This is a genomic window from Mesorhizobium sp. NFR06, assembly GCF_900115245.1.
In the GTDB taxonomy this organism is placed as follows: domain Bacteria; phylum Pseudomonadota; class Alphaproteobacteria; order Rhizobiales; family Rhizobiaceae; genus Mesorhizobium.
The window spans coordinates 165,433-191,674 of record NZ_FOVT01000002.1; the positions used below are offsets into that span (position 1 = coordinate 165,433).

Consider the following 26,242-nt stretch of genomic DNA (forward strand, 5'->3'; position numbering starts at 1 on the left):
TCGCGAACTTCCGCTGTCGGCTTTGCGAGCGCTGGCCGCCGCCGCGCGCACCGGCAGCCTGACGCGCCGCCGACGAGCTCGGTGTCACGCCGGGCGCCGTCGGCCATCAATTGCGGCAGCTGGAGCAGCGGCTTGGCGTCAAGCTGGTCAGGCGCCAGGGCAATGGTATCGTGCTCACGCGAATTGCCGAAGCGGCACTGCCCGACATTGACCGCGGCTTCGACGCGCTGGCCGCTGGGCTGCGGCGGCTGCGGTTCGAGCGCCGCGCCGATACCTTCACTATCTCGGCCGATCCTTCCTTCGCCTCGCTTTGGCTGGCGCCGCGCCTCGGCAATGTCCGTGCTGCCCTCGGCAAGCTGGACGTGCGCATTGTCGTGTCGATCGCGTTGGACTCGATGCTGGAGGAAGGCGTCGACCTTGCCATCAGCTACCGGAACAGCTCGGCGAAGTATCTCGCATCGGCCGACCTCTTCACTGAAAGGGTGATCCCGGCCTGCGCCCCGGTCTTGCTGCGAAACCGCTTCGGTCAGGATGGCGCAGCGGTGCTCGACCGCCTGCCTCTGCTGCATATCGACCCGACAATGGGCGACGACGTCTATCCCACGTGGCGGGACTGGTTCACCGCTGCCGGTCTGCAGCGGAAAGACCTCGACCACGGGCCGCGGTTCCCCTTGACCGTCCTGGCAGCGCAGGCCGCGATCTCCGGCATGGGCGCGCTGCTTGCCAGCGAACTGGTGCTCGGGCAGCATCTTGTCTCCAACCATCTCGTCGAGATCGCGCGCGATGTTCCGGCATTGACGATCAGACGCCGTCTGGTCTGGCCCGTGGACGGGCCGAAGGCCCGCCGCGCTGCCGCAGTCGCCGCGGCGCTTGCAGCGGTTGCGACTGCGGACGGTCTCCGGCTGAACGGATCATGACGCATCTCCTGACAGCCTCCTGTCAGCAGCGTCCGCGAGCGGCCGGCGCCTTTCACTCCGCTCTTTCCATTTTGGCCGAGTCCTCCCATATTCGGGCCATGGCCAAACACCCTGACAAGAAGACGCCTTCGCCGGCGCGAGATGACGCGCCGAAGCGGCGCAGTCCGCTGACGGAATTCCTCGATGCCGCCGAGCCGCTGCAGCCGGGTGGTTTTTCCGAGGCGCCGCAGGCTGACTTTGCCGGCGCGCCGCTGTCTGGCTCGATCGCGGATTGGGCCGGACAGATCGAGCGCGAGGCGGAAAAGCAGCCGAAGGCAAAGGCCCCGAAGAAGATCCCCGAGCGCTCGTCAGCGCCCGGGCGCACGGCGCGCGGCACCTCGATGGGCGGTGCGGCCTCGGCGAAGGAACGCGCGGCCGCCGGCCTCAACCCGGTGGCCGGCCTCGACATCAGCCTGGAGGATGCCGAGTCGGTTTCCTCGAGCGGCGTCACGGCGACGGTGGCCGCGCTGTCGGCGCTGATCGAATCCGGCAATCCGCTGCACAAGGACGGCCAGCTGTGGACGCCGCACCGTCCGGCCCGCCCGGAAAAGTCGGAAGGCGGCATCGCCATCAAGATGGTGTCGGATTTCGAGCCCGCGGGCGATCAGCCGACCGCGATCAAGGACCTCGTCGAAGGCGTCGACCGGAACGACCGCACCCAGGTGCTGCTCGGCGTCACCGGTTCGGGCAAGACCTTCACCATGGCCAAGGTGATCGAGGAGACGCAGCGGCCTGCTTTGATCCTGGCGCCCAACAAGACGCTGGCCGCGCAGCTCTATGCCGAGTTCAAGAAATTCTTCCCCGAAAACGCGGTCGAGTATTTCGTCTCCTATTACGACTATTACCAGCCGGAAGCCTACGTCCCGCGCACCGACACCTATATCGAGAAGGAATCCTCGATCAACGAGCAGATCGACCGCATGCGCCATTCGGCGACGCGTTCGCTGCTCGAGCGCGACGACGTCATCATCGTCGCCTCCGTCTCCTGCATCTACGGTATCGGCTCGGTCGAGACCTATACGGCAATGACCTTCCAGATGCAGGTCGGCGACCGGCTCGACCAGCGCTCCCTGTTGGCCGACCTCGTCGCCCAGCAATACAAACGCCAGGACATCAACTTCGTGCGCGGCTCGTTTCGCGTGCGCGGCGACACGATCGAAATCTTCCCCGCCCACCTAGAGGACCGCGCCTGGCGCATCTCGATGTTTGGCGACGAGATCGAGGCGATCACCGAATTCGACCCGCTCACCGGACAGAAGACCGGCGAGCTGAAGAGCGTCAAGATCTACGCCAACTCGCACTATGTGACACCGCGCCCGACCTTGAATCAGGCCATCAAGTCGATCAAGGAGGAGCTGCAGCACCGCCTGCAAGAGCTTGAAAAGGCTGGCCGTCTGCTGGAGGCGCAGCGGCTGGAGCAGCGCACGCGCTTCGATCTGGAGATGCTCGAGGCGACCGGCTCCTGCGCCGGCATCGAGAACTATTCGCGCTACCTCACCGGCCGCCAGCCGGGCGATCCGCCGCCGACCCTGTTCGAATATGTGCCCGACAACGCGCTGATCTTCATCGACGAGAGCCACGTCACCGTGCCGCAGATCGGCGGCATGTATCGCGGCGACTTCCGCCGCAAGGCGACGCTGGCCGAATACGGTTTCCGCCTGCCGTCCTGCATGGACAACCGGCCGCTGCGTTTCGAGGAGTGGGACGCCATGCGCCCGCTCTCGGTCGCGGTTTCGGCAACGCCCGGCGGCTGGGAACTCGAGCAGTCCGGCGGCGTCTTCGCTGAGCAAGTCATCCGCCCGACCGGTCTGATCGACCCGCCGGTCGAGGTGCATCCGGCCAAGACCCAGGTCGACGACGTCGTCGGCGAGATCCGTGAAACGACCAGGGCCGGCTACCGCACATTGGTCACGGTGCTGACCAAGCGCATGGCCGAGGATCTGACCGAATATCTGCATGAGAACGGCATCCGCGTCCGCTACATGCACTCCGACATCGACACGCTGGAGCGTATCGAGATCCTGCGCGACCTGCGCCTCGGCGCCTTCGACGTGCTGGTCGGTATCAACCTGTTGCGCGAGGGCCTCGATATTCCCGAATGCGGCTTCGTCGCCATCCTCGACGCCGACAAGGAAGGTTTTCTGCGCTCGGAAACTTCGCTGATCCAGACTATCGGCCGCGCCGCCCGCAACGTCGACGGCAAGGTCATCCTCTATGCCGACCAGATCACCGGCTCGATGGAACGGGCGATGGCGGAGACCAACCGCCGCCGCGAGAAGCAGATGGAATGGAACGCCGCCAACGGCATCACGCCGGAATCGGTCAAGTCGCGCATCGCCGACATCCTCGATTCCGTCTACGAGAAAGACCATGTCCGCGCCGACATTTCGCAGTTCACCGACGACGCCGGTGCGATGATCGGCAACAATCTCAAGACCCATCTCGAGGCGCTGGACAGGCAGATGCGCGATGCAGCCGCCAATCTCGATTTCGAGAAGGCGGCTCGCATTCGCGACGAGATCAAGCGGCTGCGCGAGATGGAACTTGCCATCTCCGACGACCCGCTGGCGCGCGAGGTGGAAGCCCAAAGTCCCGCCTCGGGCCGCGAGAAGGGCAAGCACAACAAAGGCGTGGCCAAGCATCGCGCGGTCGAGGAACAGGAGCGGTTCCGCGAGCTCGACGAGGCACGCGCCGCCGAAGAGGCGGCCAAGGCCGCCAAGCCCAACCTCTTCCGCAAGCCGCATCTCGACGAAATGGGCGCCGATGGCGCCGTGCCGATGAAGAAGCCGCTTTTCGCCAAGCCGTCGATCGACGACATGGGGCCAGGCACCGACATGCCGACACCGGCCGGCGCGGTGTCCCGCTCGCTGTTCAAGAAGCAGTCGGCGCAGGAAGCGCATGGCTCCGACTTCGGCATTCCCGGCGATCGCACCAAGCCGTTGTTCAAGAAGAACTCGCTCGACGAAATGACGGTGCGGCGGACGGAAAAACCAGTCGAAGGAAAAGTACCGGCGAAGCCAAAGCCTATCTCCCCCCAAGCGGGGGAGATGTCCGGCAGGACAGAGGGGGGCGCGAAGGAACGCGACGATTCCTCTAAACCAATCGTCCGCCAGCGCGCCGGCATCGGCTCCTACGAGGACGCGGCCGACGAGCGTCGCCAGAAGCGCCGGCCGGGCAAGACCGGCCGGCCGGGGCACTAGCGCAATTCCAGGAAAGCGTGACACCGTCTTCCGTCAGGAATTGCGTCAAAACAAAGAGATGGAGCTTTCGCCGTTTCCGTGAACGGTGAATGGATCCCGAGACATCCATTCCCACATAAGCCGCAAGGAAGCCTGGCCCATCAGGCTCTGCTTGCCATGGGCGCGCGCAAACGCTAGGCGACGGCTTCCCGCATCGCTCCCAATCCTCCTCGCCATCCACCATGAAACCCAAAGACATCGCGTCCTATGTCTTCCTGGCCCTCACCTGGGGCCTTTCCTTCCTCGTCCTGCTGAAGACAGTCCAGGCCTTCGGTTGGATCGGCGCTGTGACCTTGCGTGCCTTGATCGCCGGCGGCGCGCTGTTCATGCTGGCGATCGCCTCGCGCCGGCGGCTCGACTTCAGCGCCGGCTGGCGTCACTTTGCGGCGGTCGGCGCCACGACGGTCGCCGCCCAGCTGATCGGGCTTTCCTTCGCCACGCCGCGCATCGGCACCGCGACGGCCGCCATCCTCGTCGCCGCCATTCCACTCTTTTCGATGATCCTCGGCCAGCTTTGGGGCCTGGAGCGCATAACGCTGCGCGGGCTGTCGGGGCTGTTGATCGGCACCGCCGGCATCTTGCTCCTGGTCGGCTTTCCTGCGGTGCCGGTGACATCTTCCTTCCTCATCGGCTGCGGCGCCTCGCTTCTCAGCTCGTTCTCGGCCGCTTTCGGCAGCAATTATGCCAGCCGCCATCTTCGTGGTGTCGGTTCGCTCGAAGTGACCAGCGCCGCTTTCCTCTTCGGCGGGCTGATGACGCTGCCCTTGCTGCTCTTCGTCCCGGTACCGGCTATGCCGCGCGCCGTCGATTTCCTTTACCTCGTCGTTCTGAGCTGTGTGATGAGCGCGCTTACCTATGTCGTCTATTTCCGCCTGGTGGCAAGCATCGGCGCCACGAAGACGATCAGCGTCGAATTCGCGGTGACCGTGGTCGCTGTTCTGGTCGGCACCATGCTGCTCAAGGAGCCGCTCTCGGCCATCCAGGGCTTTGGCGCGGCGGCGATCGTTGTCGGCTGCGTGCTCGTGCTCGACCCCTTTCCGCGCCGTGCCAAATCGCTGCCGCAGGCCGTGCCCTTGCCATCGGCCACGCCAGTGGTGTAACCGGTGTCCATACTCGAACGTCCAGGAAAGGAGGGCTGCGTGTTTATCGATCACCATCGTCAGCGTGGCCCGATTTGTGCCCTGCGAGCTTGCTTGCAGGGCTGACCAGGACGGTCCGGGTTTTCCCGTTTCGATTTTTTGGTCTGCCCTTCGTGGTGCCGCTGAACCTGGCCTGATGGCCGGCCGGCGCACCGTCAAAGTGCATTGAGCCGGACTCCGGCAAACGACCAGAGAAATCGACCATGGCCCTGATCAGCCTCAAATCCCTCGGCGTCACCATGAGTGCGCCGCTTTTTTCCAATCTCGACCTCACCATCGGCGCCGGCGACCGGCTCGGCATCGTCGCGGCCAACGGCCGTGGCAAGTCCACCTTGCTCAAATGCCTGGCCGGCGAATTCGAACCCACCGCTGGCGACGTCACCCGGTCGCGCGGCCTGCGTGTCGGCCATGTCGAGCAATCCGTCGCCGATGCACTGCTCGACCGCAGCTTCCATCAGGCGGTCGCCGATGCCTTGCCATCCGAACAGCACGAGAACGAACTCTGGCGCGTCGACGTGGTTCTGGACTCGCTCGACGTGCCCGAGGAATTGCGCACCCGGCCGATCCGCGCCTTGAGCGGCGGCTGGCAACGGCTGGCTCTGATCGCGCGCGCCTGGGTCACCGATCCCGACGTGCTTCTGCTCGACGAGCCGACCAACCATCTCGACCTCGCCAAGATCAGCCGGTTGGAAACATGGCTCAACGCGCTGCCGCGCGAAGTGCCGGTGATCATCGCCAGCCACGATCGCGCCTTCCTCGACGCCAGTAGCAACCGCACGCTGTTCCTGCGCCCGGAAGAATCGCCGGTGTTCGCGCTGCCCTATTCGCGCGCCAGGCAGGCGCTCGACGAACTGGATGCCTCGACCGCGCGCAAGTTCGAGCGCGGCATGAAGATCGCGCAGCAGCTGCGCAAGCAGGCCGCCAAGCTCAACAACATCGGCATCAATTCCGGCAGCGACCTTTTGACGGTGAAAACCAAGCAGCTCAAGGAACGGGCCGAGAAGCTCGAAGATGCAGCGGTGGCCGCGCATCGCGAGCGCTCGGCCGGCGCGATCCGGCTCGCCAACCGCGGCACCCACGCAAAGGTGCTGATCACGCTGGAGGACGCGGCGGTTGAAACCCCCGACGGCACGCTGCTGTTCAGGACCGGCAAGCGCCACATCTGCCAGGACGATCGCATCGTGCTGCTCGGCCGCAACGGCGTCGGCAAGTCGCGCTTCATGGCGATGATCCGCAACGCCATCGCCGAGCCGGGGTCGGTTGCGAACGTCAAAGTGACGCCGTCGACCGTGCTTGGCTACAGCGACCAGGCGCTGTCGGGCATTGGTGGCGACGACACGCCGCTGGCGATGGTCTCGCGCCGATTCGAGGTCGGCGAGCAGCGCGCCCGTTCGCTGCTCGCCGGCGCCGGCGTCGCCATCGAGATGCAGGAGAAGAAGATCGGCATGCTGTCCGGCGGACAGAAGTCGAGGCTGATGATGCTGGTGCTCAGGCTCATCCATCCCAACTTCTACCTGCTCGATGAGCCGACCAACCATCTCGACATCGACGGCCAGGAAGCGCTGGAGGAAGAGTTGCTGAAGCATCAGGCAAGCTGCCTGCTCGCCTCCCATGACCGCTCCTTCATCCGCGCCGTCGGCAATCGCTTCTGGCTGATCGAGAAGCGGCGGCTGAGCGATGTCGACGATCCGGAAGAGTTCTTCCGCGCGGTCGCCGAAATGCCCACCTGAGAGAACGGCACGTTCGCCGGGCCGACATTCGAAGTGCAGCGGCCCGGCGGCCAGTTGTTGCCAGGTCGCAATACTTTTCCACCTACTAAAAAAGGAGCATGTTGCGTTGCTTAGCCATGGAGGGAACGGCCATGCGTGCAGTGGAAATCGTCAGCAATCTCTACAAAGCCTATGCGGACCGCGACATCGAGGGCGCCTTGGCGCAGTGCGCCGACGACGTCGTATTCCGCTGGATTGCCGATCCTCGGCAATCGCGTCATGCCGGCACCGCGCACGGCAAGCAGGAATTCCTGGCCAGGCTCTTGGCGCTCGACGACGACTTCGAGTACCGGCACTTTGTCCCGGTCGAGATCATCGACGCTGGCGACAAGGTCGCGGCGCAGGTCGAGATTCACATGACACGCCGCGCCACCGGTGAGGAGTTCGTGATGCGCACCGCCAATTTTTGGACGGTCCGCGACAACCGGATCATCGAGATGGTGGAATATTACGACACCGCGCTGGCCGCGTCGGTGTTCTAAAAAAATCGCGGCGATCTGTCGGTTTGCCAATTCGCGCCTCGTCCTTGGGTTGCCGACACGATGATGCCGGCATCAACCAGGGAGAAACTGCCATGTCGGTCCTGTCATCCATCGGCCGTCTTGCCAACCGTTATGCCACGGCGCGCGCCCGTCATCGAAGCGAGCGCATCCTGCTTTCGCTGCCCAGCGAACTGCGCAAGGACATCGGCTTTCCGGAGATTTTCGAGACGCGGGAAAGCCGCCGCGCCGCCACCTTCTCGGCCAAGGTCATATAAAGTCGCGCTTCCAATGCGATTGTCTTCGAGCCGCGCGGCCGCCCGGACTGCCCGCGCCAGGCACTTCAAAAATCTTTCGCAGGCCATGTAGGATCGCCGCCGCTTCACCCGTCCTTCGGGCCGCAAGCCGGATCAACCCGTGAAGAGGAACACGAGAATGAACGATCAGACCCCGCCCCGCGCCAAGGTCCTTGGCGGATTGACCCCCTACCTGCAGGTCGACGGCGCCATCAAGGCCGCCGAATTCTACAAGAAGGCTTTCGGCGCGGAGGAAGTGTTTGCCTATCCGCCGGACGACAAGGGGCGCACCATGCATATCCACCTCTATGTCAACGGCTCGACGCTGATGCTGGGCGATGCCTATCCGGAACACGGTCATCCGCATCAGGCGGCGCAGGGCTACACGCTGCAGCTTCATCTCGGCAGCGACGACATCGATGCCTGGTGGCAGCGCGCGGTCGATGCCGGCTGCGAAGTCGTCACGCCACTGCAGGTGATGTTCTGGGGCGACCGCTGGGGCCAGGTGAAAGACCCCTTCGGCATCGCCTGGGCGATGAACGCGCCGGTGGCGTGAGCCCGTCCACCTCTCCCCCTATGGGAGAGGTCCAATTGCCCCGAATTGCCCTTCGCAATTCGGCTGGCAATCCGGGTGAGGGGTAGCTTGGCGCCAAGCTGGAACACCCCTCATCCGACCGAGTTTCGCTCGGCCACCTTCTCCCGCAGGGAAGCGAAGGGAGAGCCGCGCCCAACCAAGGAGTTCACCATGTCCTATGTCGATGGTTTCGTGCTTGCCGTGCCGAAGGCAAATCTAGATGCGTATAAGAAAATGGCTGAGACCGCCGGCGCCGTCTGGATGGAGCACGGCGCGCTCGCTTATGTCGAGTGCGTCGGCGACGACGTGCCCTACGGCGAACTGACCTCGTTCCCGCGTGCCGTGCAGGCGAAGGACGATGAGACCGTGGTCTTCGCCTGGGTCGTCTATGAGTCCAGACAGAGTCGCGATGCGGTCATGGCCAAGGTGATGGCCGATCCGCGCTTGAAACCCGATTGGGAGACCATGCCCTTCGACGGCAAGCGCATGATCTTCGGCGGCTTCCAGCCGTTCGTGGAGCTTTGAGGAACTGGCGCACGGCAGGATGGCAGATTGCAATCCTTTGCGATCGGCCGAAACGCTCGTGAGGTCGTCATCCTATAGCGGAGCAAGGAGCGAAGCGACGCGGCGCAGACCATAGGATCCATTCTGCTACCTATAAACGTCACGGCGGTGCAGAACGACCTCTGTTCTGCGCCGCCCTTCGCGCAAGGTCACGGAATGGACCTCGGGTCTTCGCGACGCCGCTTCGCGGCTGCTCCACCCGTGGATGACAAAGTTCGGGCGCTTTAGCCAACCGATGACCGATGCGCTAATTCAGCCGATCCAGCAGCGGCTTGAGCCTGTCGCCATAGCGCTTCCACAGATCGACCGAGCCCTGGTACATCGGCTGGCGCACCTGCGCCGCCGACGCCGTGCGCACCGGCCGGTCGGTCTCGTGGAAGGACAGCACCTTGTCGTCCCAGGGCAGGCCGAGATGCGCCATCAGCGCCCTGGTCTGCCCTTCCTGGTCGGCGACGAAATCCTCATAGCGCACATCGTGCACGACGCCTGGCAGCACCTTGCGCCAATGCGCCATGATGTCGGCATAGAGATTGTGGAAATCGGCGAGCTCGCCGAGATCGTAGCCGTAGCGATGGCTGTCGCCACGGAAATGCACCTTGAAGATCGACAGGCAGGTGGCCGCGGCGTCGCGCGCGCAGTGGATGATCTTGGCCTTCGGCAGCATCATGTGCAGGAAGCCGATCAGAAGAAAGTTGCCCGGCATCTTGTCGGTGACATGGCGGGAGCCGGGATAACGGGTGTGCACCATGTCGAGATAGGCCTGGCCCGCCTCGCCGAAAGCACGGTCGGCCATGTCGGCGATCCCGGCCGGGAAGCCGCCTGGCATGTTCATCGGAAACTGCTTGCCGACGACCGTCTTCAGGATGCTCAACTCGCCGGCGCCATAGACCTGCGGATGGCTGGCGATGATCTGCTCGACGAGCGTCGTGCCGGAGCGCGGCATGCCGACGACGAAGATCGGCGTGTCGTCGGAAATGTCGCTGGGCCTGTGCTTCTCGAAAAAGGCCTTGTCGAAGACCGCCTTCATCGCCGCGAACTCACCTTGCGTCCGCACCGGATCGTAGTCGATGCCCTGGCGGCGGATGGCGTTGCCTTCGGCGAAATAGTCGAAGGCGCGGCCGTAGTCCTTGAGGTCGTCATTGACCTTGCCGAGACCGAAGGAGAGCTGCATGCGCGCGAGACTGCCTTGCGGCGCCTTGGCATGCTCGGCCTCCATGCCGGAAAGCTCCTTGTCGCGTTCGGTCTGGCGCTTGACCTGACTGAGCAGCAACCACGCCTTCGCCATGTTCGGAGCGATTGCCACCGCCTGACGTGCCAGATCAGCGGCCTCGGCAAGCTTGCCCTTCTCCATCATGGCCACGCCGAGCCCGTAAAGCAGTTCCGCATCCTTGGGCCGGATCGACAATGACTCGCGAAACAGCGTGATCGCCTCATCCAGCCGCCCGGCCTCCTGCAGCGTCTCGGCAAGGCCGGTGCGGGCGCGGACGTGGAACGGGTTGCGGCCGATCGTTCCGCGATAGATCTCTTCGGCGCCCTCGAACTGGCCGAGCTGCTTCAGCGACGAGCCGAGATTGTCGCGCGCTGCCAGCTGGTCCGGCCGGATGTCCACCGCGCCGCGGAAGAAATCGACGGCGGCGGCGAGACGACCGAGGTCGCGCATGACCGTGCCCATATTGTTGAGGAAATCGGCGTTCCCGGGCTGCAGGGTCACCGACTGCTCGATGAGATCGAGCCCCTCCTCGCTGCGACCGGTCTGGTGCAGCAGCAGTCCGAGGAAGTGCAATGCGGCGGCATGGTTCGGTTGTTGGCCCAGCACCTGCCGGTAGAGCGCCTCGGCTTCCTGACGGCGGCCGCCCTGGTGCATCTGCAGCGCCCGCTGCACATAAGGATCGAGCGGGCTCGCCGACCCTGGCTTGCCGCCCGCGTTTGCCGCTCTTCTGTGATCTCTGTTAATGGGAAACCTGCCATATTTGTTGGTCCGCCGGACCTAAGCCATGCGGGCAAGAGATTCAAGGCTAACCACCACGCGCGTGCGGTGTCCATATGCGCCGGTGGAGACGGTCACCGCAATCTTCTCAGCACGGCCGGGCCGCGATGCTGCTAGCGATATCTTCGCCCTCCCCTGGCAAACGCACCCACCATTGGGCTGAAGGTGGGCGCTCGACAGCCTTCGCGCTGGCCCATGCTTGGCCCGTCTCTGGCCGATGACCGGTGACGAGACCGGGTCTAATCGAGGCCAGCGTTGGTCGCGCCGCGGGCCGTCCGCGACCGTCGTCTTGCAACCATCACGTTTCCGTGTAATAAAAATCACGTTCGGGCATTTGCGACCCGGAGAGCGGAACGTTTTGGACGACCTTTCCCCGATAAGTGTGAATCTCTGACAACCCCGTTTTTCGGCGGGGGGTTTGACCATGCGCGAATGCATGACCGCCGAAGCAACCACCGGGATTTGCCCAAGGCGCGAGGCAGCGGGCAAACCACACAAGACTGACACGGGTGAAGGAGTTTTCCCCAATGGCCCAGACCGGTACCGTAAAGTTCTTCAATGCCACCAAAGGCTTCGGCTTCATCACGCCGGATGGCGGCGCCAAGGATGTGTTCGTCCACATTTCCGCGATCGAGGCATCTGGCCTGCGCACGCTGGTCGACGGCCAGAAGGTCACCTTCGACGTCGAGCCGGACCGCATGGGCAAGGGCCCGAAGGCGGTCAACCTGCGCGCCGCCTGATCGTCCGAACCGCCCTGTCCTTGCGGATGCAATGATGCGGCAGGATCGCGAAGACGCTTGTGGAGAGGCTCGAAATTGCAAAGGCGCGACCGAACCGTCGCGCCTTTTTTGCGCGCAAATGCTTGGATCGGCAGGCGAAAACTTTCTCTTGCCGATAGCGCTAAAATAAAGGACAAATTTCCTCTCGGGCAGTTTGCCGGCCCGAGACTTGACTTGATGGGATCAAAGGAGTTTCCCATGCCGCAGACCGGCACCGTCAAATTCTTCAACCATGCCAAGGGCTTCGGCTTCATCACGCCCGATGATGGCGCGAAGGATGTCTTCGTTCACATTTCGGCTGTGCAGGCGTCGGGCCTTCCCGGTCTTGAGGATGGGCAGAAAGTGACATTCGACACCGAGCCGGACAAGCGCGGCAAGGGTCCGAAGGCCGTCAATCTGTCGATCGGCTGAGCCGGCTCGCGACGGATCCGACGGAGGCTTTTCAGGCGGGACTGCTCCCGCCCGGAACGGGTTGTGCCCAGGCCTCGAACAACCACCAAGCCTCGAAAAATCGTTTTCGCCGATTTCCATTCAGCCTCCGTTCAGCCACGGTCCTCTATTAACCTTTGCTAAAGCCGGTTCGCATCCCCTGAAAAATGCGCGGGCCGGCGCGAAGGAGACCGAAAATGAACCGTTTTCTCAAGACAGCCATCCTGACCGCCGGCATCGCCGCGACCACTTTGGCCACCTTCTCGGCAGCCAATGCCGACGACTGGCGCTGGCGCCATCATCACCGCGACCATGGCGATGCCCTCGCCGCCGGCGTTGTCGGCCTCGCGGCAGGCGCCCTGATCGGCAGCGCGCTCAGCAACCCCGGACCGCGATATTACGCTCCCGCCTACGATGGCGGCTATGATGACGGCTATTATGTCGATCGGCCCGTGCGTCGCTACTACGTGCAGCCGCGCGTCGTCTACGCCGACCGCTATGCAGAGCCGTGGACCCGCGAATGGTACGAGTATTGCTCGGACCGTTACCGCACTTTCAATTCGCGGACCGGCACCTTCACCGGCAGTGACGGCGACCAACACTTCTGCGTTGCCAACTGACAAGTAAAACGGCCAGGTTCGGCGCCTTCGCGGTAGCCTTCCATCCAGAGCTAGACAAAGTAGAGTTCCCTGCCCAAGAAAAGCGCCGCCTCCAGCGGCGCTTTTCTTTTGCTTGCACGGTCAGGTCAAAAATGGATTGGTGCGCCGCTCGTCGCCAAAACGGCTGCCCGGACCATGGCCGCAGATGAAGCCGATATCGTCGCCAAGCGGCAGCAACTTTTCCTTGATCGATGCAATGAGTGCCGCGTGGTCGCCGCCCGGCAGGTCGGTGCGCCCGACCGAGCCGCGAAACAGCACGTCGCCGACATGCGCGAACTTCGCCGCGCGGTTGTAGTAGACGACATGCCCCGGCGCATGCCCCGGGCAATGCAGCACCTCGAACGTATGATTGCCGAACGACACAGTGTCGCCTTCGGCTAGGAACCGGTCCGGTACGCAATTGCGCACGCCGGCGATGCCGTAGCGGCTGCCCTGGTTCTCGAGGTTGTCGAGCAACAACTTGTCGGCCGCGTGCGGTCCGATGATGTCGATGCCCAGCGCATCCTTCAGGTCCATCGCCCCGCCGGCGTGGTCGATATGGCCATGCGTGATCCAGATCGCGCCGGCGGTGATGGCATTGTCCTTTAGCACGGACAGTATCTGGTCGACATCGCCGCCCGGATCGACGACGACGCCGTTCCTGTCGTCCATGTCGAAGAGAATGGTGCAATTCTGCTGGAAGGGCGTGACCGGCACGATGCCCGCATTGAGCTGACCCATGGCTTCCTTTCTCGAGCAATTCCAGGAAAAGTGTGACACGGTTTTTCGCCTGGAATTGCGCCAAAGACAACGAGAGGGAGCGGTTTGCCGTTTTCGTGCAACGGTGAACCGCTCCAGATGTCGCCCTGATGTAGAGGCCATGGCGGGCCGCGTCCACCGTCGGCCGAGACGAATGATCCTCGAAAAGAAATGGGCGGCCGAAGCCGCCCATGCGCAGGCCGAAGGGGTATGTCCGGGCCTATTTCTTCATCGCGTTCATGACCGCGCCGATGATGGCGGTCAGGATGGCGCCACCGCCAACGCCGCCGACGATGTTTGGAATGTTGAGCGCGCTACCCAGTCCGCCGGCAGCCGCTGCTGCCGCCGCCGGATCGACCGTACCGCCGCCGAGCAGGCTGCCCAGGATGGCCGCGCCGCCGACGCCGCCAATCGCTCCGCCGAGGATTTTAGGAAGCTGACCCATCGCCGCTTGCTTCAGCGCCGCGCCGACTGCCTGACCGCCGATAACACCCGTAATCACCTGTATAACGATCGCAACGAGCGTGTTCGTATCCATGTAATTGGTCCCTCCATAGCCGCCAGCCTCGCGGGCCGACACCATCATGAGACGCCGAACCGCTGGAAAGTCAAATGCACGAAAGCTTAAATGAAAGGGGCGGCTCGAAAACCGCCCCTTTTTAACAAAAAAGCTGTGACTATCGCTATTCTGCGGCGATGGCGTGCTTTGGTTGCACTGCGGCGGAATAGTCGTTCATCAATGTCTTGGCGATCTCGCCGACCTCGAATCGGTATGGCCCGATCTCCGAAACCGGCGTGACTTCGGCGGCCGTGCCGGTTAGGAAGCATTGCTCGAAACCCTCGAGCTCTTCCGGCATGACGGCGCGCTCGATCACTTCGAGACCGCGGTCCTTCGCCAGGCCGATCACGGTGCGGCGGGTGATGCCGTCGAGGAAGCAGTCGGGCGTCGGCGTATGGATCTTGCCGTCCTTGACGAAGAAGATGTTGGCGCCGGTGGCTTCCGCCACCTGGCCGCGCCAGTCGAGCATCATGGCGTCGGCATAACCCTTGGCCTCGGCGGCATGCTTGGACAGTGTGCAGATCATATAGAGTCCGGCGGCCTTCGACTTGGATGGGGCGGTGCGCGGATCGGGTCGACGCCATTCGGCGACATCGAGGCGGATGCCCTTGAGCTTCTGCGCGGGGTCGAAATAGCTCGGCCACTGCCAGATGGCGATGGCGCAATTGATGCGGTTGTTCTGCGCCGAAACGCCCATCTGCTCGCTGCCTCGCCAGGCGATCGGACGAACATAGGCGTCCTGAAAGCCTTGCTTCTTCAGCAGCGTCCGGCATGCTTCATCGATCTCGGCGACCGGGTAGGGAATCTTGAAGCCAAGCAGGCGCGCCGATTCATGCAGGCGCTCATTGTGCTCGGTCAGCTTGAAGATCTGGCCGCCATAGGCGCGCTCGCCCTCGAAGACGGCGCTGGCATAGTGCAGGCCATGGGTCAGCACATGGATCTTGGCGTCGGCCCATTTGACGAACTCGCCGTTCATCCAGATGAAGCCGTCCAATTGATCGAAGGGAACGGATGCCATGGAAACCTCCCGCGGGCGGGCGCCCGCAAATCGTTGTGTCAAATAGACTTTCGCGCCGGCCCCGCCAAAGGATGCGAGACGCTGGCCAGTGCGTGAAAGCGTAAGCGGATATTCAATTCGTGGCAAACTCAGGAAGTTCCGGAAAAACGGCTTGCGCTTGCCTTTTCGTTCGCAATCCGCCGAAAAGCTTGTCAAAAATTATCATTGCCGGGAAATTACGTCAATAGTACTGACATAATTGCCGCCTCGCATGGAGAAATGATGACGAGCCCCGCAGCCGCAAAACCGATCAGGACAGCGATCACCGATGAGGACGGCATCGACTTCGCCATCATCGAACTGTTTTTCTTCGCCTATCGCGATTTCACCTCCGATCCGGACCAGATCCTCGCCGATTACGGCTTCGGCCGCGCCCATCATCGTGTGCTACACTTCGTCAACCGCAGGCCCGGCCTTACCGTCGCCGAATTGCTTGATGTGCTGAAGATCACCAAGCAGAGCCTTGCGCGGGTCTTGAAGCAATTGATCGACACCGATCATATCGTCCAGGTGCAGGGTCCGCGCGACCGCCGGCAGCGCGAACTCTACCCGACCGCCAAGGGTCGCGCCCTGGCCTTGGCGCTGGCGCGGCCACAGTCGCGCCGCATCCGTGCGGCATTGGAGGATTCCGGAACCACCGAACGCGCCACGATCGAGCGATTCCTGGAAGCGATGGTCAATCCGGAACTAAGAGCGCAGATCGACATTGTGCCTGCGCAAACATCGGGGAAGAACCATGGAGACCATTGAGAAGGTTGATCATCCGGCTGCGCCCGACGATGACGCGCCGCATCTTCTGGTTGTTGATGACGACACGCGTATCCGTAACCTGCTCAAGCAATATCTGACCGAGAACGGCTTTCGCGTCACCGTCGCCGGCAATTCCGGCGAGGCCAGGCGCAAGCTCGCCGGGCTCGACTTCGACTTGCTGGTGCTCGATGTCATGATGCCGGGCGAAACCGGTGTCGACCTCACCAAGGCGCTGCGGGCCGAGAAGAACGTGCCGATCCTGATGCTGACGGCGCTGTCGGAGACCGACAGCCGCATAACCGGGCTGGAAGCCGGCGCCGATGATTATCTGCCGAAACCGTTCGATCCGCGCGAGCTGATCCTGCGCATCAACAACATCCTGCGCCGTGGCGGCCCGGCAGCGACGCCCAAGGTCGAACAGCTGGTCTTCGGGCCCTATACTTTCCAGATCGCCAAGCGCGAGTTGAAGCGCGGCGGCGAGGCGCTGAAGCTGACCGACCGCGAGCAGGAGATCCTCGCCATCTTCGCCGCGCGAGCGGGCGAGACCATACCGCGCCATGAGCTGGTCGGTGACGAATCCGATGTCGGCGAGCGCACCATCGATGTGCAGATCAATCGGCTGCGCCGCAAGATCGAGCGCGATCCGTCCAATCCGGTATGGCTGCAGACGGTGCGCGGTATTGGGTATCGGCTCAGCGTGGAATAAGTTACTTCTCGACGGCCCTTTGCTGAACAGGCCGTCGATGAGTGGAAGGGCGAATGGCGACCACGCAACTGGAACAGCCTGAAGGGGGCGGCCTCGGCGATCTGGCGATGCGAACGCTGAGGGCGATGCCGCGCGCCTGGAACCGGTTCTGGCGCCTGGTCGCGCTCTACATGCCGAAGCGGCTCTACGCCCGCTCGCTAATCATCGTCATTGCGCCGATGATCCTGCTGCAGTCGGTGGTCGCCTTCGTCTTCATGGAACGCCACTGGCAGACGGTCACCCAGCGCCTGTCGCAGGCGACCATCGCAGATATAGCGGCCGTCATCGACATGATGGAGACTTATCCGCACGACGCCGATTACGCCAACATCATCCGCATTGCCCAGGACCGCATGCAGCTTAAGGTAGATCTGCTGCCGCCCGATCCGCTGCCGCCGCCCGGCCCGAAGCCGTTCTTCTCGATCCTCGACGAGGCGCTGTCTTCAGAGATCACAAAGCAGATCAACCGCCCGTTCTGGATCGACACGGTCGGCAACTCCAATGTGGTCGAAGTCCGCGTCCAGCTTGAAGGCAAGGTGCTGCGCGTCTTCGTGCGGCGCAGCCAGGCTTATGCCTCGAACACCCACATCTTCCTGATCTGGATGGTCGGCACCTCGCTGGTGCTCTTGATGATCGCCATCCCCTTCCTGCGCAACCAGATCAGGCCGATCCTGACGCTCGCCGAGGCCGCCGAAAGTTTCGGCAAGGGCCGACCGATGCCGCGCGATTTCCGCCCGCGCGGCGCCGAGGAAGTCCGTCGCGCCGGCTTCGCCTTCATCCAGATGCGCGAGCGTATCGAGCGCCAGATCGAGCAGCGCACCGCCATGCTGACTGGCGTCAGCCACGACCTCAGGACGATCCTCACCCGCTTCAAGCTGCAGCTGGCGCTGGCCGGCGGCAAACCCGAGACCAAGGCCGCGCTCAACCAGGACATCGACGACATGCAGTCGATGCTGGAAGGCTACCTCTCTTTTGCCCGTGGCGAGGCCGCGGAGGACACCGGCCGCTTCGACCTCGAGACCTATTTCCAGAAGCTCGGCGACGAAGCGCATTTGCGCGGCTGCAAGCTTGCGACGACGCTTACCGGCGATCCGACCGTGCACGTGCGGCCGAACGCCTTCGCCCGTTTGCTTTCGAACGTCATCGGCAACGCCTTCCGTTATGCCAAGACAGTCGAGGTCCAAGCCAGCCACGGCCGCGGCTCGCTGACCGTCACCATCGACGACGACGGGCCGGGCATCGCCCCCAACAAGCGCGAAGAGGTATTCAAGCCATTCCTACGGCTCGACGAGGCGCGCAACCTCGATGCCAGCGGCACCGGGCTCGGCCTGTCGATCGCCCGCGACATCGCCCGCAGCCATGGCGGCGACATCACGCTTGAAGACAGCCCGCTCGGCGGTCTGCGCGCCGTGATCAAGGTTCCAGCGTAAATCCGGGCAAAGATGGGTTCATCGGCCCGTCATGAATTCGTGGTCAAGAGCGCGCATGAAGCGCGCGACATTTATCGATTCGGCTGTGCCGCCCCGCTTCGATCCAGTACCTGCCCGGGTGCGCTGGAGCGAAGCGCGAGTTGCTGCCTGGTTGCCGTTCCGGCACCGCGCCGGCGCGCTCAGGAACTATCGCGGCAAAGGGCCGTCATGCGCATCGGGATCGCCACGCGTATCGGGATCGCCATGCGTATCCTGATGGTCACCGACGCGTGGCGGCCGCAGGTCAATGGCGTGGTGCACACGCTGGAACGCCTCACCGAGGCGTTGAAACCCTTCGACGTCACGCTCGAATTCCTGACGCCGAACCTCTTTCGCACCTTGCCGATGCCGACCTATCCCGACATCCGGCTGGCGCTGACGACGCCTGGCCGTGTCGCGCGCCTGATCGAGGCCGCGAAAACCGACCACATCCACATCGTCACCGAGGGCCCGCTCGGCATCATGGCGCGCCGCCATTGCCGCAGGACCGGCCGCCCCTTCACCACCAGCTACCACACGCGCTTCCCCGAATATCTCGGCGCCCGCCTGCCGGTGCCCGAGAGCTGGGCCTATAACTGGCTGCGCGACTTCCACAATTCCGGACAGGGCACGCTGGTGGCGACAAAATCGCTGGCGGACGATCTCGCGGCGCGCGGCTTCACCAAGCTGAGGCCCTGGACGCGCGGCGTCGATACCGACCATTTCCGGCCGGACAAGCGCAAGGAAACCGAATTCCCGCGCCCGGTTTTCCTGTGCGTCGGTCGCGTCGCGATCGAAAAGAACCTGACTGCCTTCCTCGACCTCGAATTGCCCGGCAGCAAGATTATCGTCGGCGAAGGTCCGGAATTGGCAAAGCTCAAGGCGCGCTATCGCGATGCGCATTTCCTCGGCCACCGTCCGAATGACGAACTGGCCGAGATCTACGCGTCGGCCGACGCCTTCGTCTTCCCGAGCCGCACCGACACGTTCGGCAACGTCATCATCGAGGCGCTGGCCAGCGGAACCCCCGTCGCCGCCTATCCGGTGACCGGGCCGATCGACATCGTCGGCGACGGCGTTGGCGGAGCGGTATCGAACGATCTGGGCGAGGCAGCGATGAAGGCGCTTCACGTCGATCGCACCGAGGCGCGCCAGCGCGCCATGCGCTACAGCTGGCAGGCCTGCGCCGAAATGTTTCTCGAGGCGGTCGAGGAAGCGCTGGGAATGCCGCGCAAGCTGGCCGATCAGGATGCGGTGGCTGCCGGCAGACCGAGGCTGGTCCTAGAGCCCGATTCAGATTTCAGGTCGAGTCGACCTGAAATCTGAATCCGGCTCTAAATCAAAGAGATAGGGCATGATGTCGTCCGAAAACCGCTTCACACTTTTCGGCATCATGCTCTAGAACAAGCGGCCGCCATCCGGCACCTTGCGTTCGATGGCGCCGAGCACGACCGCGCCCTCTTCATCGGGAAAGCCGAGCGTCAGCACTTCGGACATGAACGGACCGATCTGGCGCGGCGGGAAATTGACCACCGCAAAGACCTGGCGCCCGATCAGTGTTTCCGGCGCGTAGTATTTGGTGATCTGCGCCGATGACTTCTTCACCCCGATCACCGGACCGAAATCGATCTTCAGCTTGAATGCCGGCTTGCGCGCCTCCGGAAACGGCTCGGCCTCGATGATCGTGCCGGCGCGGATGTCGACACGGTCGAAATCGGCAAAGCTGATCTCGGGCTTGCGCTCGCTGCTCGAACTCATCGGTGATGCCTGCCTGGTTCAGGCGTTTCCATGCGTCTCAAAGAGCACGCTGGACAGCGCGTCCTTGGCCGATGTACCCGACCAGACGACGAACTGAAAGGCCTGGAAATAGCATTCGCAGGCTTCCAGCGCCGAGGACAGCAGCACCTCGACCTGCTGGCTCGAAGGCTCGACCCCGCCGGCAAGCAGCAGCGACTGTCTGAACATGATAGCGCCCTCCTGCTCCCACAGGTCGAAATGGCCGAACAGCATCTGCTCGTTGATCAGCGACAACAGCCGCATCACTTCCAGCGCCCGCGTCTCCGGCACCTTGATGTCGAAGGCGCAGGCCAGGTGCAGCGCCTCGAAATCCTCCATCCAGGAGAAGGAAACGTGGTAGTCGGTCCAGCTGCCGGCCACCGAAATCGAAATCTCGTCGTCGCCGGCACGTTCGAAGGACCAGTCATTGTTGTGGGCCACCTGCTCGATGACGTCCACCGGGTGGATTTCGCGGGAGATTTCGAGTTCGAGGAGTTCCATGAATGCTTCCTGTGTTCAGGGGAGCGCCACACGCTCCGCGGGGCACACACGACGAACAATCTTGTCTAGAACTCGGACGGCCAGGACTTCTCAACGCAAAGACCTAACCGGACCCCACCGCCCGGCGCATGACCCTGCTTCGAATCATGCAACAAATTCAGTCTATTGATCGGGAGTCGCGTGAACAGCCCAATTTTTCGCACTGCCTCGTCCGCATGTGGAAAGCCGCTGTCACGAAGATTCATACAATGCCGGTAAATGATTCACGGCAAAGCGATTTTTCGGATCGCGCTATGTGGAAAAGTTTAGTGATTATTTTTTTGCGCGGGGCTTCGACGCACCCGCAGGTGCGGCCTGTCCGGTCAGTTCGGCGAGCTTGGCTTCCAGCGCCTCGATGCGCGCCGCCAACTGGATGTTGTCTTCCCTCGCCTTGACCGCCATCTCGCGCGCGGCCTCGAACTCTTCGCGCTGCACCACCTCCATGGAGTTGAGCATACGCTCGGCCTGCGCCCGGAACGCAGTCTCCACCTCGCGCCGCACGCCCTGCGCGGCGCCCGCGGCATCGGTCATCAGCTTGGCGAATTCGTCGAGAATGCGGTTCGGTCCGGTCGACATGGCAGGTCCTCGCTTGACCGTTTTGACGTAGTGGCGCGCGAAGCGGAATGCAAGAACGTTAAGGGTTGGTGCGTGCTGTGCGTTGCTATGGCGCATGGCGACGCCATGCCTACGCCATGCCTACGCCAGGCTTTCAAATCGCCCCAAGCTGTACTTGAGGACGCCAAATCGCTTATTGTGGCGTATCGCTTCAGCACTCCTCAGGGTCAACCTATGGCAACACCACCGCGCCGACCGACAAATCCGATGGCCGCCGCAGAAGCCGCCTTCAAGCCGGCCAAAAAACCAGTTGCCCCAATTCGCGAGCCCGCTGGCGCTCCGAACGCCAGAGAACTTGTTTCGATCAGGATCGATCGAGCTGTGCTGGATCACTTTCAAGAAGATGGTCCCGGCTGGCAGGACAGGATCAACGACGCTTTAAGGCAAATTGTCGCCAGCAAACCGCGGGGCTGAGACCGCAACCTGTCGTCGCTCATGTAACCACCGCCTGCCTTGACCCCGCCAAAACCCTGCCGCATGGTCCGCGCCCGACGAACGACCGCAACCGGGAGGCCCCTGTTTGAGCGAATATTTCCTGCTGCCGCTGGCCTCCTTGCCCTTCCCCAACATCGATCCGGTCATCGTCCATATCGGGCCGCTGGCGGTGCATTGGTACGGCGTCGGCTATATCGTCGGCATCCTCTTTGCCTGGTGGTACGCCAAGCGCCTCGTCACCACTCCCCGCCTCTGGCCGGACGGCAATCGGCCGATGAAGCCCGAGGATCTCGACGACTTCATCGTCTGGGCGGCGATTGGCGTCGTGCTCGGCGGGCGCACCGGCTATGTGCTGTTTTACGACCTGCCGCGCTACATCGCGCATCCGCTCGACATCTTCGCGGTCTGGCAGGGCGGCATGTCGTTCCATGGCGGCCTGCTCGGCGTCATCCTCGCCATGACGCTGTTTTCGCTCAGGCGCCGCATCCACACCTGGACGCTGTTCGATGTGGTCGCCGCCGGCGTGCCGGTCGGTCTTGGCCTTGTGCGTGTCGCCAACTTTATCAATTCGGAGCTTTGGGGCCGGCCCTCGAACGTGCCCTGGGCGATTGAATTCCCCAATGGCGGTCCGTTCACCCGCCACCCCAGCCAGCTCTACGAGGCCCTTCTGGAAGGCCTGGTGCTTTTCCTGGTCCTGCGCTTCCTCACCCATTCGCGCCTGAAACTGAAGACGCCGCGCTTCGTCGGCGGGGCCTTCATCTGCGGCTACGGCCTGTCGCGCATCTTCGTCGAGTTCTTCCGCGAGCCCGACCAGCAGCTCGGCTATCTGCTCGGAACCGGTTGGCTGACCATGGGCATGATCCTGTCCACGCCGATGGTGCTCGCCGGCATCTGGGCCATGATCACCGCAAAGCCGATGGCACGGCCGCAGGCGGCATGACCGGGTTGAAGGAGCGCATTAAAGGCCTGATCGGCGCAACGGGGCCGATCCCGGTCAGCGAGTATATGGCGCTCTGCCTGTTCGATCCCGACGCCGGCTATTACACCACGCGCGAGCCCTTCGGCGCTGCCGGCGACTTCATCACCGCGCCGGAGATCAGCCAGATGTTCGGCGAGCTCGTCGCCGTCTGGCTTTACCAGGCATGGCAGCGTGCCGGCCGGTCCCTGCCGGCGACTTTTGCCGAGATCGGACCGGGCCGCGGCACGCTGATGAAGGACATGCTGCGCACCTGGTCGCGGCTCGACCCCGCGCTCGTCGGCAACGCCTCGTTCGCCTTGATCGAGACCAGCCCGCGCCTTGTCGAAATCCAGAAAGAGACGCTTGCCGGACAGGACGCAAAGCTGGCCTGGCACCAAACCATCGACACGCTGCCGCGGCAGCCGCTCTTCATCGTCGGCAACGAATTGTTCGACGCGCTGCCGATCCGGCAGTTCGTTCATGTCGGCGCCGGCTGGCGCGAGCGCGTTGTCGGCCTCGATGATGCCGATCGACTGCACTTCTTCGCCGGTGCGGGATCCGTCGACCCGGCATTGCTGCCCGCGGCCGCCGCCGATGCGCCGCAAGGCGCCATCGCCGAAGTGGCGCCCGCCCGCTCGGCGCTGATGTCGGGCATTGCCGCGCGCATTGCCAGCCAGGGTGGCGCCGGCCTCTTCATCGACTACGGCCACCTGCAGCCGGGCATCGGCGACACTTTCCAGGCGCTGCGCCGGCACCAGCGTGAAGACGTGCTGGCCAATCCAGGTGAAGCCGACCTCACCGCCCACGTCGATTTTGCCCCGCTTGCCGATACGGCGCGCGCTCACGGTCTCGACGTGCAACTGTCGACCCAGGGCGAATTCCTGCTCGGCATGGGCCTGATCGAGCGCGCCGGCACGCTCGGCGCCAATGCCGATCCCAGGACGCGTCAAGCCATTTCGGACGCTGTCGAACGCCTGGCCGGCCCCGACGCGATGGGCCAGTTGTTCAAGGTGATGAAGATCCTGCCAGCGGCGAGAGCCGCCTGAGGCTGGTCCTGCCGGCTGGTTCGCTTCCTTGTCCGAACTTCGCCTTGACGAGACCGCCCCGCACGGACGACAAACCCAACCATGCTGAATCAGACCAGACCCGATCCAGTACGCTCGCCGCTCCTTGAAACGGCGCAAGGCATACGTCACGGCTATTTTACCCGCATCGGCGGCGTCTCCGGCGGCATCTATCGGGGGCTCAACATCGGCACCGGCTCCAGCGACGATCAGACGCTGGTCGCTGAGAACAGGCGGCGCGTTGCCGACTGGATGGGCGTGCCGGCGGATCATCTCTTGACCGCGCACCAGATCCATTCGCCGGATGTCGTCGTCGCCAGGGAACCCTTCGCGGACCCTCGCCCTCTGGCCGATGCCGTCGTCACCGACCGTCCGGGCATCGCCGTCGGCGCCTCGACCGCCGATTGCGGGCCGGTTCTGTTCGCCGATAGCGGGGCCCGCGTCATCGGTGCGGCCCATGCCGGCTGGAAAGGTGCTTTCACCGGCGTGCTCGAAAACACAGTGGCGGCGATGGAAGGCCTTGGCGCCCGCCGCGAGCGTATCGTCGCCGTTCTCGGTCCCTCGATCGGGCCCGACAATTACGAGGTCGGGCCGGAATTCGTCGCCCGCTTCGTCGAGGCCGATGCCGGCAATGCCCGCTATTTCAGACCATCGAGGACTGCCGGCCACTCGATGTTCGACCTCAACCAATATACGGTCGACCGGCTGCGCAAGGCCGGCGTGACTGCCGAAGGCCTTGGCCGCTGCACCTACGCAGAAGAAGACCTTTTCTATTCCTACCGTCGCACCACACACCGCAAGGAAGCGGATTATGGGCGCCAGGTCTCGGCAATCGTTTTGGAGAATGAGTAATGGCGCTGCATTTCGAACGATCGGAATTCGACGCGCGGCGCGACCGGCTGCTGATCGAAATGGCCGAAAAGAAGCTCGACGCGGTGTTGCTGTTCGCGCAGGAGAGCATGTACTGGCTGACCGGCTACGACACGTTCGGTTTCTGCTTCTTCCAGTGCTTGGTGGTGAAGGCCGACGGCTCGATGGTGCTGCTCACCCGTTCGGCCGATCTGAGGCAGGCGCGCCATACCTCGACCATCGAAAACATCGTGCTGTGGACCGACCGTCAGGGCGCCAATCCGGCGATCGACCTGCGCAACCTGCTCAACGACCTCGATCTGCTCGGCGCCCGCATCGGCGTCGAATATGACACCCATGGCCTGACCGCCTACAACGGCCGTCGCCTGGATGAGCAGTTGCAGACCTTCGGCCAGATCGCCGATGCTTCCGGCATCGTCGGCCGGTTGCGCCTGTTCAAGAGCCCGGCCGAGGTCGCCAAGGCGGAAAAGGCCGCCAATCTTTCCGACGACGCGCTGGATGCCGCCTTGCCGCTGATCAAGCAGGGCGGTGACGAAGGCCTCATCCTCGCAGCCATGCAGGGCGCGGTCTTTGCCGGCGGCGGCGACTACCCCGCCAACGAGTACATCATCGGCTCAGGCGCTGACGCCCTGCTCTGCCGCTACAAGGCCGGCCGGCGCAAGCTCAACAAGAACGACCAGCTGACGCTCGAATGGGCCGGCGTCTTCCATCACTATCACGCCCCGATGATGCGCACCGTTTTGACCGGCAAGGTGTCGAAGCGCCATCAGGAGCTGTTCGATGCCGCCCGCGCCGCTCTGCTCGCGGTGGAAAAGGCGATGACGCCGGGCAACACTTTCGGCGACGTCTTCGACGCGCATGCCCGCACGCTCGAGGCGCACAATCTGACCAAGCACCGCCTGAATGCCTGCGGCTATTCGGTCGGCGCCCGTTTCACGCCATCCTGGATGGACATGCCGATGTTCTACCAGGGCAATACCGAACCGATCGCGCCGAATATGACGCTGTTCGCGCATATGATCATCATGGACTCCGAGACAGAGACCGCAATGACGCTCGGCCGCACCTATCTCACCACGGAATCGGCGCCGAAGCCGCTGTCGCGCCATGATCTCGACTTGATCGTACAGTGAATCCATGATGGTTGGTTCACGCGGGGGCCAGTAGGGAGTTTTCAGGCAATGAGACGATCGCAGGTGACGACCGTGTCATTGCTTGCGGCGCTGGTGCTTGGCGCATGCACCAACGCCAAGGACGTGCTGGAGCCCTCGGCCATCACCCCGCCGGCGAGTTCGGCCCAGCCATTGCCCTCCACCCAAGGCACATCATCGGCCACCACGTCTCCGACCACGACCGCGCAGGCTCCTTCGACGGCTGCGTCGTCGGCAACGTCAGCAACGCCGGCCCAGACCGCCGCCCTTGCCAAGACCCGGCTGCAGGTGGCGCCGATCGTCGGCGCATCCGTGGACGCCGCTGCGCCCTTGACGGCGGAACTGCAGACCCGTGCCAGGCAGCGCGGCCTGACGCTTGTCGGCAGCACGGACCAGACGGCCACGCATGTGCTGAAAGGCTATTTTTCGACGATGTCCGAAGGCAAGGACACGACCGTCATCTATGTCTGGGACATTTACGACCCCTCCGGAAATCGCCTGCACCGCATCAATGGCCAGCAGAAGGCGCCGACGGTCGGCGGCGGCGAGGGTTGGCCCACGGTGGCGCCCGCGACCATGCAGGCCATTGCCGACCAGACGATCGACCAGTTCGCCGCCTGGCTCGGCGGTGGCGCCGGTTGACCGAACTGTTGCCGGCCGAACTGT

Annotated in this window: 28 protein-coding genes and 1 pseudogene; 22 read left to right on the top strand and 7 right to left on the bottom strand. The window is 63.6% G+C overall.

Annotation, left to right across the window (positions count from 1 at the left end):
* Nucleotides 1-74 precede the first annotated feature (74 nt).
* From F3H96_RS31485 to F3H96_RS04980, 9 genes and pseudogenes are all read left to right on the top strand, one after another.
* Nucleotides 75-176 (top strand): annotated as a pseudogene (locus F3H96_RS31485) (LysR family transcriptional regulator); the annotation flags it as partial.
* Nucleotides 171-917, top strand: coding sequence for a LysR substrate-binding domain-containing protein (locus F3H96_RS04945; protein ID WP_280177770.1), 747 nt, complete (start codon nucleotides 171-173; stop codon nucleotides 915-917). The pseudogene F3H96_RS31485 and the gene F3H96_RS04945, both read left to right, overlap by 6 nt.
* Nucleotides 918-1,015: 98 nt before the next feature.
* Complete coding sequence (gene uvrB / locus F3H96_RS04950) at nucleotides 1,016-4,156, top strand: excinuclease ABC subunit UvrB (protein ID WP_149790821.1); 3,141 nt, start codon at nucleotides 1,016-1,018, stop codon at nucleotides 4,154-4,156.
* 221 nt (nucleotides 4,157-4,377) lie between these two features.
* Nucleotides 4,378-5,295: a DMT family transporter gene (locus F3H96_RS04955; protein ID WP_149790822.1), complete on the top strand. Its 918-nt coding sequence runs from the start codon at nucleotides 4,378-4,380 to the stop codon at nucleotides 5,293-5,295.
* 242 nt (nucleotides 5,296-5,537) lie between these two features.
* Nucleotides 5,538-7,064, top strand: a complete 1,527-nt coding sequence (locus F3H96_RS04960; protein WP_149790823.1) for an ABC-F family ATP-binding cassette domain-containing protein — start codon at nucleotides 5,538-5,540, stop codon at nucleotides 7,062-7,064.
* 131 nt (nucleotides 7,065-7,195) lie between these two features.
* Nucleotides 7,196-7,585, top strand: a complete 390-nt coding sequence (locus F3H96_RS04965) for a nuclear transport factor 2 family protein (protein ID WP_149790824.1) — start codon at nucleotides 7,196-7,198, stop codon at nucleotides 7,583-7,585.
* A gap of 92 nt (nucleotides 7,586-7,677) precedes the next feature.
* The gene (locus F3H96_RS04970) at nucleotides 7,678-7,860 is read left to right on the top strand and encodes a hypothetical protein (RefSeq protein WP_149790825.1); all 183 of its coding nucleotides are present in this window, start codon (nucleotides 7,678-7,680) and stop codon (nucleotides 7,858-7,860) included.
* Between the two features lie 157 nt (nucleotides 7,861-8,017).
* A complete protein-coding gene (locus tag F3H96_RS04975; protein WP_149790826.1) occupies nucleotides 8,018-8,434 on the top strand; it encodes a glyoxalase/bleomycin resistance/extradiol dioxygenase family protein in 417 nt (138 codons plus the stop codon).
* A 189-nt stretch (nucleotides 8,435-8,623) separates the two neighbouring features.
* Complete coding sequence (locus F3H96_RS04980) at nucleotides 8,624-8,977, top strand: DUF1428 family protein (RefSeq protein WP_149790827.1); 354 nt, start codon at nucleotides 8,624-8,626, stop codon at nucleotides 8,975-8,977.
* Nucleotides 8,978-9,263: 286 nt separating this feature from the next.
* Here F3H96_RS04980 and F3H96_RS04985 read toward each other — a convergent pair whose 3' ends face one another.
* Nucleotides 9,264-10,898 carry a tetratricopeptide repeat-containing sulfotransferase family protein gene (locus F3H96_RS04985; RefSeq protein ID WP_149790828.1) on the bottom strand — a complete coding sequence of 545 codons (1,635 nt, stop codon included), beginning with the start codon at nucleotides 10,896-10,898 and terminating at the stop codon, nucleotides 9,264-9,266.
* 632 nt (nucleotides 10,899-11,530) lie between these two features.
* Here F3H96_RS04985 and F3H96_RS04990 point away from each other — a divergent pair.
* The 3 genes from F3H96_RS04990 (at nucleotide 11,531) to F3H96_RS05000 (ending at nucleotide 12,831) form a co-directional block, all read left to right on the top strand.
* A complete protein-coding gene (locus F3H96_RS04990) occupies nucleotides 11,531-11,743 on the top strand; it encodes a cold-shock protein (RefSeq protein ID WP_006202520.1) in 213 nt (70 codons plus the stop codon).
* Between the two features lie 237 nt (nucleotides 11,744-11,980).
* The gene (locus tag F3H96_RS04995) at nucleotides 11,981-12,193 is read left to right on the top strand and encodes a cold-shock protein (RefSeq protein ID WP_006202521.1); all 213 of its coding nucleotides are present in this window, start codon (nucleotides 11,981-11,983) and stop codon (nucleotides 12,191-12,193) included.
* 215 nt (nucleotides 12,194-12,408) lie between these two features.
* Nucleotides 12,409-12,831 (top strand): BA14K family protein, encoded by a 423-nt coding sequence (locus F3H96_RS05000; RefSeq protein ID WP_149790829.1) that lies wholly within the window; start codon nucleotides 12,409-12,411, stop codon nucleotides 12,829-12,831.
* 120 nt (nucleotides 12,832-12,951) lie between these two features.
* Here the strand turns inward: F3H96_RS05000 and F3H96_RS05005 are convergent, their stop codons facing one another.
* The 3 genes from F3H96_RS05005 to F3H96_RS05015 form a co-directional block, all read right to left on the bottom strand.
* Nucleotides 12,952-13,590, bottom strand: a complete 639-nt coding sequence (locus tag F3H96_RS05005) for an MBL fold metallo-hydrolase (protein ID WP_149790830.1) — start codon at nucleotides 13,588-13,590, stop codon at nucleotides 12,952-12,954.
* 238 nt (nucleotides 13,591-13,828) lie between these two features.
* Complete coding sequence (locus tag F3H96_RS05010; RefSeq protein ID WP_149791162.1) at nucleotides 13,829-14,146, bottom strand: hypothetical protein; 318 nt, start codon at nucleotides 14,144-14,146, stop codon at nucleotides 13,829-13,831.
* Nucleotides 14,147-14,291: 145 nt separating this feature from the next.
* On the bottom strand, nucleotides 14,292-15,185 hold the full coding sequence (locus F3H96_RS05015; RefSeq protein ID WP_149790831.1) for a branched-chain amino acid aminotransferase: 894 nt from the start codon (nucleotides 15,183-15,185) through the stop codon (nucleotides 14,292-14,294).
* Nucleotides 15,186-15,446: 261 nt separating this feature from the next.
* On the opposite strand from F3H96_RS05015, the gene F3H96_RS05020 reads away from it, so the two are divergent.
* The 4 genes from F3H96_RS05020 (at nucleotide 15,447) to F3H96_RS05035 (ending at nucleotide 19,493) form a co-directional block, all read left to right on the top strand.
* On the top strand, nucleotides 15,447-15,974 hold the full coding sequence (locus F3H96_RS05020; protein WP_188131297.1) for a MarR family transcriptional regulator: 528 nt from the start codon (nucleotides 15,447-15,449) through the stop codon (nucleotides 15,972-15,974).
* Nucleotides 15,961-16,680, top strand: a complete 720-nt coding sequence (locus F3H96_RS05025) for a response regulator transcription factor (RefSeq protein ID WP_149790833.1) — start codon at nucleotides 15,961-15,963, stop codon at nucleotides 16,678-16,680. The genes F3H96_RS05020 and F3H96_RS05025 overlap by 14 nt, the downstream gene beginning before the upstream one ends.
* Before the next feature lie 53 nt (nucleotides 16,681-16,733).
* The gene (locus F3H96_RS05030; RefSeq protein WP_149790834.1) at nucleotides 16,734-18,149 is read left to right on the top strand and encodes an ATP-binding protein; all 1,416 of its coding nucleotides are present in this window, start codon (nucleotides 16,734-16,736) and stop codon (nucleotides 18,147-18,149) included.
* Nucleotides 18,150-18,392: 243 nt separating this feature from the next.
* Nucleotides 18,393-19,493 (top strand): glycosyltransferase family 1 protein, encoded by a 1,101-nt coding sequence (locus F3H96_RS05035; RefSeq protein ID WP_149791163.1) that lies wholly within the window; start codon nucleotides 18,393-18,395, stop codon nucleotides 19,491-19,493.
* Nucleotides 19,494-19,565: 72 nt separating this feature from the next.
* On the opposite strand, the gene F3H96_RS05040 is transcribed toward F3H96_RS05035, so the two are convergent.
* The 3 genes from F3H96_RS05040 to F3H96_RS05050 form a co-directional block, all read right to left on the bottom strand.
* Nucleotides 19,566-19,925 (bottom strand): tRNA-binding protein, encoded by a 360-nt coding sequence (locus F3H96_RS05040; RefSeq protein WP_149790835.1) that lies wholly within the window; start codon nucleotides 19,923-19,925, stop codon nucleotides 19,566-19,568.
* Nucleotides 19,926-19,943: 18 nt separating this feature from the next.
* On the bottom strand, nucleotides 19,944-20,444 hold the full coding sequence (locus F3H96_RS05045) for a YbjN domain-containing protein (RefSeq protein WP_128258385.1): 501 nt from the start codon (nucleotides 20,442-20,444) through the stop codon (nucleotides 19,944-19,946).
* Between the two features lie 312 nt (nucleotides 20,445-20,756).
* Complete coding sequence (locus F3H96_RS05050) at nucleotides 20,757-21,059, bottom strand: accessory factor UbiK family protein (protein ID WP_149790836.1); 303 nt, start codon at nucleotides 21,057-21,059, stop codon at nucleotides 20,757-20,759.
* 213 nt (nucleotides 21,060-21,272) lie between these two features.
* Between F3H96_RS05050 and F3H96_RS05055 the strand changes: the two genes are divergently transcribed.
* From F3H96_RS05055 to F3H96_RS05080, 6 genes are all read left to right on the top strand, one after another.
* Nucleotides 21,273-21,512: a BrnA antitoxin family protein gene (locus F3H96_RS05055; RefSeq protein WP_149790837.1), complete on the top strand. Its 240-nt coding sequence runs from the start codon at nucleotides 21,273-21,275 to the stop codon at nucleotides 21,510-21,512.
* Nucleotides 21,513-21,618: 106 nt separating this feature from the next.
* The gene (lgt, locus tag F3H96_RS05060; protein ID WP_149790838.1) at nucleotides 21,619-22,473 is read left to right on the top strand and encodes a prolipoprotein diacylglyceryl transferase; all 855 of its coding nucleotides are present in this window, start codon (nucleotides 21,619-21,621) and stop codon (nucleotides 22,471-22,473) included.
* Nucleotides 22,470-23,537, top strand: a complete 1,068-nt coding sequence (locus F3H96_RS05065) for a class I SAM-dependent methyltransferase (RefSeq protein ID WP_149790839.1) — start codon at nucleotides 22,470-22,472, stop codon at nucleotides 23,535-23,537. Before lgt ends, F3H96_RS05065 begins: the two co-directional genes overlap by 4 nt.
* 81 nt (nucleotides 23,538-23,618) lie before the next feature.
* Nucleotides 23,619-24,407, top strand: a complete 789-nt coding sequence (pgeF, locus tag F3H96_RS05070) for a peptidoglycan editing factor PgeF (protein ID WP_149790840.1) — start codon at nucleotides 23,619-23,621, stop codon at nucleotides 24,405-24,407.
* A complete protein-coding gene (locus F3H96_RS05075; RefSeq protein ID WP_149790841.1) occupies nucleotides 24,407-25,558 on the top strand; it encodes a Xaa-Pro peptidase family protein in 1,152 nt (383 codons plus the stop codon). Before pgeF ends, F3H96_RS05075 begins: the two co-directional genes overlap by 1 nt.
* Before the next feature lie 48 nt (nucleotides 25,559-25,606).
* Nucleotides 25,607-26,218 carry a hypothetical protein gene (locus F3H96_RS05080; protein WP_149790842.1) on the top strand — a complete coding sequence of 204 codons (612 nt, stop codon included), beginning with the start codon at nucleotides 25,607-25,609 and terminating at the stop codon, nucleotides 26,216-26,218.
* The last annotated feature ends 24 nt before the right edge of the window (nucleotides 26,219-26,242 follow it).